The organism is Roseivivax isoporae LMG 25204 (genome assembly GCF_000521865.1).
GTDB lineage: Bacteria > Pseudomonadota > Alphaproteobacteria > Rhodobacterales > Rhodobacteraceae > Roseivivax > Roseivivax isoporae.
In genome coordinates this window covers 152,975-162,119 of record NZ_JAME01000007.1, presented here as the reverse complement: position 1 = coordinate 162,119, position 9,145 = coordinate 152,975, and the positions used below count along the sequence as shown (strand labels likewise).

Here is a 9,145-nt window from a genome sequence, read left to right as displayed (position 1 = left end):
CGGGGAGCCGCTGGTCGAGCCAGCCGGTGAAGGTGGTGCGGAACGATCCGACCATGGTGCCGACGCCGATATTCGCCGCGAGCGCGAGGAGCAGCGCCATGAGCGGCAGGGACAGCGCCGGCACCTGCTGGCGCGCATCGGCGAGGAGCCAGGCGGCAACCGGCCCGCGGGCGAGCGGGCGCGCCAGCCGGAGCGCCACGATCAGGAGCGGCGGCAGCGCCAGCGCCGCGCCGAGCATGAGCGCCGCGAGGCAGGCGAAGCCCGCCACGAGCCCGTCGCCCGAGACGGCGAGCGCGGCGCTGGCGGCGAGGAGCGCGAGCGACGCGCCGGCCTGCGCCCGCAGCGTGCGGGCCGAGGCCATGGCCCAGGCGCGCGGGCGGGCCGGGGCGAGGAGCGGCATGCGGCCCACCTGCCACAGCGCGCGGGCGCCGGCGAGCGCGGTCCCCGCGAGCGTCATGCCGAGCGCCGCCAGTGCCCAGACCGGGTCGAAGCCGAGCGTGCCCGAGATCTGCGCGCCGTAGAGACCGCGCAGCGTGCCCGCGACCCCGGGCAGGAGCGCGGCGGCGATGGCGTAGCCGAGCGCCAGCCCGACCGCGCCCGCGACGAGCGCGAAGCCCGCGAGCTCGACGGCGAGCAGCACGACGAGGCGGTTCAGCCCGACGCCGAGGGCGCGCAGGGTGCGGAAGGTCCCGCGGCGTTCCTCGAAGGCGAGACCGATGGAGGATTGCACGATGAAGAGACCGACCGCGAAGGACAGGAGCCCGAAGGCGGTGAGGTTGAGATGGAAGCTTGCCGTCAGCTCGCCGAGATCGGTGCCGTCCTCGGGTGCCACCCGGTCGAGGTCGGTCAGCGTGTCGAGGGGCGGGATGCCGAGCGGCTGGTCCGCGGCGACGACGAGGTAGGAGAGGCGGTCGCGGGCAAGGAGCCTCAGGGCGGTCGCGTAGTCGGTGAGGGCGGTGCCGGGGGCCACGTCCGGGGCGATGCGCACGGCGGGCAGGTCGCCCGCGGCCCCGATCGCGCCCGCGGTCTCGGGCGCGGCGAGAAGGAGCCCCGCCTCGGACAGGAAGGCCTCGAGCGCCGCGCCGTCGCCCACGAGCGTCCCGAGCCCCGGGCGCGGCGGCGCGGTGAGCGGGTCGATCCCGGTCAGCGCGAGGTCGAGATCGCCGCGGCGCACGGTGCCCTCGACCACCGGCGAGACGCGCCAGCCCGCGCGGCGCAGCGCCACGAACTGGTCGAGCGTCACGCCCTCGGGGGCGGTCAGGCGGTCGAGTTCCTGCTGGCCCACGGTCGCCGCGGCCTCGGCATAGCTGCGCTTGGCCTCGGAATTGATCGCCTGCACGCCGGACCAGAGCGCGGTGGCGAGCGCGAGGCCGAGAAGGAGCGCCGCGAGCTGCCCCGGCCGGCGCGTCCAGTGCGACAGGAGGGCGGAGAGCACCGTGCGGGTCACGCGAGTTGCCCCGCGCGCAGGTGCAGGCGGCGGTCGAGCCGGTCGGCGAGCGACAGCGAATGGGTGACGATGAGCAGCCCCGCGCCGGTCTCGGCCACGAGGTCGAGGAGCAGGGCCAGGACCTCGCGTGCCGTGTCCTCGTCGAGATTGCCGGTCGGCTCGTCGGCGAGCACCATGCGCGGACGCGCGGCGATGGCGCGGCCGATGGCCACGCGCTGCTGCTGGCCGCCCGACAGCTCCTCCGGGTAGCGGTCGAGGAGCGACGACAGGCCGAGCCGCCGGGTCAGCGTCTCCTGCCAGGCAGGATCGAGACGGTCGGCGAGGCGGGCCTGGAAGGACAGGTTGGCACCGACGCTCAGCGAGGGAATCAGGTTCAGCTGCTGGAAGACCACGCCGATGCGGTCGCGGCGGACGGCCGCGCGGCCGGCCTCGTCGAGCCCGTCGAGCGGGGCGCCGTCGAGGGTGAGGCTGCCCGCGTCCGGGCTGTCGAGGCAGCCCAGGATGTGCAGGAGCGTCGACTTGCCCGAGCCGCTTTCCCCGGTCAGCGCCACGCTCTCGCCGGCGGCGATGTGAAGCGACACGCCGCGCAGGACGCGCAACGGCCCGTCGCCGGTCGGGTAGCTCTTTTCCAGCGCCGTGGCGGACAGCATGGCATCTTCCTTCTCGTCGGGCGACCTGCGGGGCGTGACGTAGCAGCGCGGCCGGGTCCGGACAGCCCCGCACGCTTTGCCGCGCGTTCGGGTCGCATTGTGCGATTGCGCACCATTTGTGCGGGCGGAGCGGGCTATCGTGCGCACGCCAACGGGGTATCCTGAGCGCGGACCCCACCAGAGGAGAACGCCATGAGCTGGAATCCTGCGCTCGATCCGCATTGCCCCACCGGCGACGACGTCGATGCCATCGACGTGGTCATCGTGCCGCGCGCCCGCGACCTTGGCGGGTTCGAGGTGCGCCGCGCGCTGCCCGCGCCGCGGCGGCAGATGGTGGGGCCGTTCATCTTCTTCGACCAGATGGGGCCGGCGGAGTTCCTGCCGACCCGCGGGCTCGACGTGCGGCCGCATCCGCATATCGGCCTCGCGACCATCTCGTACCTCTATCGCGGGCGGATGCATCACCGCGATTCGCTCGGGACCGACGCGTGGATCGAGCCGGGCGCGGTGAACTGGATGGTGGCGGGGTACGGCATCACCCATTCGGAGCGGACCGACGACGCGACGCAGACCGACCCGATGCCGTTCTTCGGCATCCAGACCTGGGTGGCGCTGCCCAAGGACCACGAGGATCGCCCGCCGGAGTTCCAGCACGCGGAGGCGGCCGCGCTGCCGGTCCTCGAGGGCGAAGGCAAGGAGGTGCGGCTGATCCTCGGCCACGCCTGGGGGGCGCGCGCGCCGGTCACCACCGCGTCCGAGATGTTCTACGCCGACGCGGTGCTCGCGCCCGGGGCGAAGCTGCCCATGCCCGACGACCACGAGGACCGCGGCGTCTACGTCACGGAGGGAGCGGTCGACGTGGCGGGCGACACCTTCGAGGCCGGGCGGATGATGGTCTTCCGCCCGGGTGACCGGGTGTCGCTGACCGCGGGCCCTGCCGGCGCGCGGCTGATGCTGCTCGGGGGCGAGACGCTCGAGGGGCCGCGCTACATCTGGTGGAATTTCGTCGCCTCGTCGAAGGAACGGATCGAGGAGGCCAAGGAGGCCTGGCGCCGCGAGGACTGGTCGCACGGGCGCTTCAGCCTGCCTCCGGGGGACGACGCGGAGTTCATCCCGCTGCCGCCCCGCTGAGGCGCGACGGGCGCGGTCCGGCGGATGCGCGCGGTCCTTGCGGAAAGAGGGTGCAAATCCGCTTGACGGCGGCCGGACGCCCGCCTAGAACGCGCCCCACGCCCGGAGGAACGGGCGGACGGCACATGCGGTTGTAGCTCAGTTGGTTAGAGTACCGGCCTGTCACGCCGGGGGTCGCGGGTTCGAGCCCCGTCAACCGCGCCACTGCCCGTCCGACACGATCCTCGCCGAAGCGTATGCGCGGTTGTAGCTCAGTTGGTTAGAGTACCGGCCTGTCACGCCGGGGGTCGCGGGTTCGAGCCCCGTCAACCGCGCCACTCTTCTTCCCCACGTTCCCGGAAAAACCGGATGACGTTGCGGCAGGCGCGCCGCACGGCGGGGAACCGCCTGCCGGGTCAGGCGTTTGCAACCCATGGACGCGAAACGGAAAAAGGCGCCCGAGGGCGCCCGGCTGGCGAAGGTCTGCGGGGCCGCGATGGCCGGGAGGATCGCCCCACGCCGTGCCCTGCCGCGCGGGGCGGCAAGGCGGTCGCGCGTCGCGTCGGGACGAGAAGCGACGCGCGTGCGGTCAGCTGCCCCAGCTGCGCACCGGGCCGCAATCCATGTGCACGAAGTTCGACCCGCTGTAGCGGCCGACGCCGCCGCCGCGGCAGGCCGAGGCCGCGCGGGCCATCTGGTTGACCGAGCGCGAGGTGAGGCGGAGGTCCGCCGCCTGCCCGACGAGGTGGCGCGAGTTCTTGGCCACGCCCGAGGAGCGCGAGCGCAGCATCGCGTTGGTCGCGGGGCTGCGGTAGCCCGAGATCAGCATGTAGGGTTCGGACGCTTCCATCAGGTTGTGGGCCGCCGCCATGATGTCGATCGTGCGCAGGTCGATGTTGCGCGCCTCGTTGTTGCGCCAGTCGCGCATGAAGTAGGTGATCTCGTTCACCGCGTCCGCGATGTAGTCACCTTCGACCCAGTAGATCATGTCGATGCGTTCGCCGGTGCGGCCGGAATACATCCGGATGCGCCGGATGTCGCCGCCGCCGCGCAGGAAGCCCGCGGCATTGGCGTAGGTGGGAGCCGCAGCGACTGCAGTCGCGGCGAATGCTGCCTGCAACAGCCCGCGGCGGGTGAAACCGCCTGATGGTGCCTGTGTCATGATGAGGTGCTGTCCCGTGGTTGTCCTGCTGCCGATGCCGGCGTCGTTGCGCCGGCCACGCCATCCTTTTCCGGATGTGTTATCATTTATGCCACACCCGGCCAGCGCGAAAAAGCGGGGGTCTGGAAAAGCGCCAATTGACAGGGCGCTTCGGCGGGAACTTGCTCATCCGGTGGGCACCGTGACCGGATCGCCGCAGTGCGGCATGATCCCCGCGCTGCGTTCCTGCACCAGGCAACCGGCATATTCAGCTTCTGGACTGTTTGTGAATAGACAGCTGCAGGAATCGCCGCTTCCCTGACAAGGGACGGTTTTCATTCGAGTATTGGAGAACGCGATGGGTAGCGGCGTGCGCGCAAGACGGTGGCTGAACGGGATCGTCGTGGCCACATTCCTGGCGGGCGGGGTGCCGGCCAGCATGGCGCAGGCGCAGACGGGGCAGGTGACCGCCTTCCGCGTGGCGGTGGCCGAATCGGTGGCCGAACACGACGAGATCGCCACCTTCTACCGCGCGCGCAACTTCGAGCCGCTGTGGACGGGTGCCGGGCCCGAACACCTCGCGCGGCGCGAGGCGCTGCTCGAGGCGATCGGCACGGCGCGGACCCACGGCCTGCCGGCCGGGCGCTACGACATTCCGAAGCTCATCGCCGGCATGCGCGCGGCCCGGTCCGACCAGGCCCGCGGCGCGCTCGACGTCGAGCTGAGCCGCGTCTTCGTGCAGTTCGCCCACGACCTCGAGAGCGGCGTGCTGACACCCGGACGGGTGCTCGGCGACATCAAGCGCGAACCGGTGCGGCGGCACGCGGCGGAGCTGCTCTCGGCGCTCGAGACCGGCGCACCGCGCGCGGTGCTGCGCGGCCTCGCGCCCCGGACGCAGGAATATGCGCGGCTCATGCGCGCCAAGATGGAGCTCGAGCGCGCGCTTGCGCGCGGCGGCTGGGGCGCCGAGGTGGGCGGCGGCACGCTGTCGCCCGGCGACAGCGGCGAGCGGGTCGTCGCGCTGCGCAACCGGCTGATCGCGATGGGGTATCTCGAGCGCACCGCGCGTGCCACCTACGACGATCGGGTGGGAACGGCGGTGCGGCTCTTCCAGGCCGACCACGGGCTCGAGGCGGACGGCGTCGCGGGGCAGTCGACGCTCGACGCGCTGAACGTGTCGGCCGAGGCGCGGCTGCAGTCGGTTGTGGTCGCCATGGAGCGCGAGCGGTGGCTGTCGAGCGCGGGTGACATGGGCGCGCGCCACATCAAGGTGAACCTGACCGAGTTCAGCGCGCGCATCTACGACGACGAGAAGGTGACGTTCGAGACCCGCGCGGTGATCGGCGCGACGTCACCCGACCGGCGCACTCCCGAGTTCTCGGACGAGATGGACCACATGGTCATCAACCCGAGCTGGTACGTGCCGCGCTCGATCATCCGCAACGAGTACCTGCCGCAATTGCAGCGCAATCCCTACGCGGTGAGCCACCTGCAGATCATCGACAGCCGCGGCCGCGTGGTAAACCGCGCGCGCGGGTTCGGGTCGAACTTTCCCTATTCCATGCGCCAGCCGCCGGGGCCGAACAACGCGCTGGGGAAGGTGAAGTTCATGTTCCCCAACAAGTACAACATCTACCTGCACGACACGCCGGCGAAGCACCTCTTTGCCCACGACGTGCGCGCCTATTCGCATGGCTGCATCCGGCTAAACGAGCCCTTCGAGTTCGCCTACACGCTGCTTGCCGCGCAGGAAGCCGATCCCGAGGGCTTCTTTCACGCGCGGCTGCGCACCGGTGCCGAGGCGCGGGTGAACCTGGAGACGCCGGTGCCGGTGCACCTGATCTACCGCACCGCCTACACGCAGGCGAAGGGCAACGTGCAGTACCGCGCCGATATCTACGGACGGGACGGGCGGATCTGGGCTGCGCTCGAGGATGCGGGGGTGGTTTTGGGCGTCGGGGAAAGTTAAGTCTCCGGCTGAGAAACGCCGCCGGAGGACGACCATGACCCATACCGTCGCAGAGATCGCCGAGACCCTGGGCCTCGAGGCCGTGGGCGACACGTCGATCGTGGTCGAAGGCGTGGCCGAGCCCGCCGACTGCCCGCCCGACCGGCTGGCCATGGCGATGAAGCCGGAATACGCGGAAGGCCTGTCGCAGGGGCAGGCGCGCGCGGCCATGCTGTGGGACGGGGCGGACTGGCAGGCGATGGGCCTCGACGCGGCGATCCTCGCGCCGCGGCCGCGCTACGCGCTCTCGGCGCTGTCGGCGGCCATGGACCCCGGGCAGGGCTACCCGTCGGGCATCCATCCCATGGCCTACGTGGACCCCTCGGCGACGCTCGGGCCGGGCGTGTCGGTGGGCCCCTTCGCGGTCATCGGCGCGAACGTCGAGATCGGCGCGGGGTCGGTCGTCGGCCCGCAGGTGCACGTGGGCTGGGACACGCGGATCGGGCCGGACGCGCTCCTGCATGCCGGGGTCAAGATCGGCGCGCGGGTCAGCATCGGCGCGCGGTTCATCGGCCACCATGGCGCGGTCATCGGCTCGGACGGCTTTTCCTTCGTGACGCCGGAGCCCTCGGGGGTGGAGAAGGCGCGCGCGTCGCTCGGCGACCAGGGCGAGGCCAAGGGGCAGCCCTGGGCGCGCATCCATTCGCTGGGGGGCGTCACCATCGGCGACGACGTCGAGGTCGGCGTGAACACGGCCATCGACCGCGGCACCGTGCGCGACACCCGCATCGGCAACGGCACCAAGATCGACAACCTCGTGCAGGTGGGCCACAATACGGTGGTCGGCGAGCACACGCTGCTCTGCGGGCAGGTGGGGATCGCGGGGTCGGTGTCGATCGGATCCTTCGTGGTGCTGGCGGGCCAGGTCGGCGTCTCGGACAACGTGCGGATCGGCGACAACGTGATCTGCGGCGGCGCCACGGTGGTCCTGTCCTCGATCCCCGCGGGCCGCGTCATGCTGGGGTACCCGGCGATGAAGATGGAAAGCCACATCGAGGGCTACAAGAACCTGCGCCGCCTGCCGCGGCTGATCCGCCAGGTCGAGGAGCTTCGGAAAGCGGTTTCCAAGGCCGGTGAGAGCCGCTAAGGCTCGCGGCGCATCGCGCGACCGGGAAGGGGCACGTGTCATGGACGTGAAGGACAAGGTGATCGCCATCATAGCCGAACAGGCGGTGCTGGAGCCCTCCGACGTGAAGATGGACATGACGCTCGAGGACCTTGGCATCGATTCGCTCGGACTGGTCGAATCGATCTTCGCCATCGAGGAGGCGTTCGACATCTCGGTGCCGTTCAACGCGAACGACCCCGGCGCGAGCGATTTCGACATCTCGTCGGTGGAGCGCATCGTCGCGGGCGTCGAGGCCCTGGTGGCGGACCAGAAGACGTGAAGCGCGTCGTCATCACCGGTGCGGGAACGATCAACGCGCTGGGACGGACGGTGCCCGAGACGCTCGCCGCCATGCGCGAGGGGCGCTGCGGGATCGGTCCGCTGGACATCCGCGACGCCGACAGGCTGGCGATCCGCATCGGCGGGCAGGTGCGCGGCTTCGACCCGGAAGAGGTGTTCAACCGCCAGCAGATCGCGCTGTACGACCGCTACACCCAGTTCACCCTGATCGCCGCCGAGGAGGCGATCCGCCAGTCCGGCCTGACCTTCGAGGGCGAGATGGCGGCGCGGTCCGGCGTGGTGCTCGGGACCTCTGGCGGGGGGCTCACGACGCAGGACGAGAACTACCGCGCGGTCTACGAGGAAGGGAAGAACCGGGTGCACCCGTTCATCGTGCCGAAGCTGATGAACAACGCCGCCTGTTCCCACGTCTCGATGCAGTACAACATCAAGGGCCCGAGCTTTACCGTCGCCTCGGCCTGCGCGTCGTCGAACCACGCGATGGGGCAGGCATTCTGGTTCGTGCGGTCGGGCATCGCGCCGGTGATGGTCACGGGCGGGTCCGAGAGCATGCTGTGCTTCGGCGGCATCAAGGCCTGGGAAGGCCTGCGGGTGATGTCGAAGGACGGCTGCCGGCCGTTCTCGGCCACGCGCAACGGCATGGTTCAGGGCGAGGGCGCGGGCATCTTCGTCTTCGAGGAATACGAGCACGCGCGGGCCCGGGGCGCCGAGATCCTCGCGGAAGTCGCGGGCTTTGCCATGTCCTCGGACGCGGCCGACATCGTGATGCCGTCGAAGCAGGGCGCGGCGCGCGCCATCGCGGGGGCGCTCGCGGATGCCCGCATCGACCGCCGCGCGGTCGGCTACATCAACGCCCACGGCACCGGCACGACCGCGAACGACAAGACCGAATGCGCCGCCGTCGCGGACGTCTTCGGCACCCATGCGGACGACCTGATGCTGTCCTCGACGAAGTCCATGCACGGCCACCTGATCGGCGGCACCGGGGCGGTGGAGCTACTGGCCTGCATCATGGCGCTGCGCGACGGGATCATCGCGCCGACGATCGGCTACGAGGAACCCGATCCCGAATGCGCCCTCGACGTGGTGCCGAACGAGGCGCGCGAGGCGAAGGTGGGCGTCGCGCTGTCGAACGCCTTTGCCTTCGGAGGGCTCAACGCCGTCCTGGCGCTGAAGGCGGTCTGAGACCCGAGCCCGGGCAGGACCCCCGCATCGCGGTCAGGCAATCCGACGAACGCACGGAGAAACTGTGGGTTGCGTTGAGCGTGCGTAACTGCGCCTTTGACGTGTGCGGCCGGCGGAACCGTGCCAACGTCGTGGTCGCCGGCGCGCCGCGGCCCATGTCGGGCCGGAGGACGGTCAATTCAGGGAGGTGAAACGG

General features: G+C 71.1%; 8 protein-coding genes and 2 tRNA genes. 7 read left to right on the top strand and 3 right to left on the bottom strand.

Annotated features, from left to right (window positions below; genetic code table 11):
• Both RISW2_RS06605 and RISW2_RS06600 read right to left on the bottom strand, forming a co-directional pair.
• On the bottom strand, window positions 1-1,447 hold a 1,447-nt coding region (locus RISW2_RS06605; protein WP_043768237.1), incomplete at its 3' end, for an FtsX-like permease family protein.
• Window positions 1,444-2,097 (bottom strand): ABC transporter ATP-binding protein, encoded by a 654-nt coding sequence (locus tag RISW2_RS06600; RefSeq protein WP_043768234.1) that lies wholly within the window; start codon window positions 2,095-2,097, stop codon window positions 1,444-1,446. The genes RISW2_RS06605 and RISW2_RS06600, both read right to left, overlap by 4 nt.
• A 192-nt stretch (window positions 2,098-2,289) precedes the next feature.
• Here RISW2_RS06600 and RISW2_RS06595 point away from each other — a divergent pair, with 192 nt between their 5' ends.
• The 3 genes from RISW2_RS06595 (at window position 2,290) to RISW2_RS06585 (ending at window position 3,545) form a co-directional block, all read left to right on the top strand.
• The gene (locus RISW2_RS06595) at window positions 2,290-3,228 is read left to right on the top strand and encodes a pirin family protein (RefSeq protein ID WP_043768232.1); all 939 of its coding nucleotides are present in this window, start codon (window positions 2,290-2,292) and stop codon (window positions 3,226-3,228) included.
• Between the two features lie 127 nt (window positions 3,229-3,355).
• Window positions 3,356-3,432, top strand: a tRNA-Asp gene (locus RISW2_RS06590).
• Window positions 3,433-3,468: 36 nt separating this feature from the next.
• A tRNA-Asp gene (locus RISW2_RS06585) sits at window positions 3,469-3,545 on the top strand.
• Window positions 3,546-3,796: 251 nt separating this feature from the next.
• Here the strand turns inward: RISW2_RS06585 and mepK are convergent.
• Complete coding sequence (gene mepK / locus RISW2_RS06580) at window positions 3,797-4,369, bottom strand: peptidoglycan L,D-endopeptidase MepK (protein WP_043768229.1); 573 nt, start codon at window positions 4,367-4,369, stop codon at window positions 3,797-3,799.
• Window positions 4,370-4,706: 337 nt separating this feature from the next.
• Between mepK and RISW2_RS06575 the strand changes: the two genes are divergently transcribed.
• Genes RISW2_RS06575 through RISW2_RS06560 form a run of 4 tightly spaced genes read left to right on the top strand, consistent with a single transcriptional unit; the run spans window position 4,707 to window position 8,949 of the window.
• Complete coding sequence (locus RISW2_RS06575; protein ID WP_051491830.1) at window positions 4,707-6,317, top strand: L,D-transpeptidase family protein; 1,611 nt, start codon at window positions 4,707-4,709, stop codon at window positions 6,315-6,317.
• A gap of 34 nt (window positions 6,318-6,351) precedes the next feature.
• Entirely contained in the window at window positions 6,352-7,443 is a 1,092-nt protein-coding gene (gene lpxD / locus RISW2_RS06570; protein ID WP_043768227.1) for a UDP-3-O-(3-hydroxymyristoyl)glucosamine N-acyltransferase, read from the top strand.
• 40 nt (window positions 7,444-7,483) lie between these two features.
• Window positions 7,484-7,744 (top strand): acyl carrier protein, encoded by a 261-nt coding sequence (locus tag RISW2_RS06565; RefSeq protein WP_043768226.1) that lies wholly within the window; start codon window positions 7,484-7,486, stop codon window positions 7,742-7,744.
• Window positions 7,741-8,949 (top strand): beta-ketoacyl-[acyl-carrier-protein] synthase family protein, encoded by a 1,209-nt coding sequence (locus RISW2_RS06560; protein WP_043768224.1) that lies wholly within the window; start codon window positions 7,741-7,743, stop codon window positions 8,947-8,949. Before RISW2_RS06565 ends, RISW2_RS06560 begins: the two co-directional genes overlap by 4 nt.
• Window positions 8,950-9,145 lie beyond the last annotated feature (196 nt).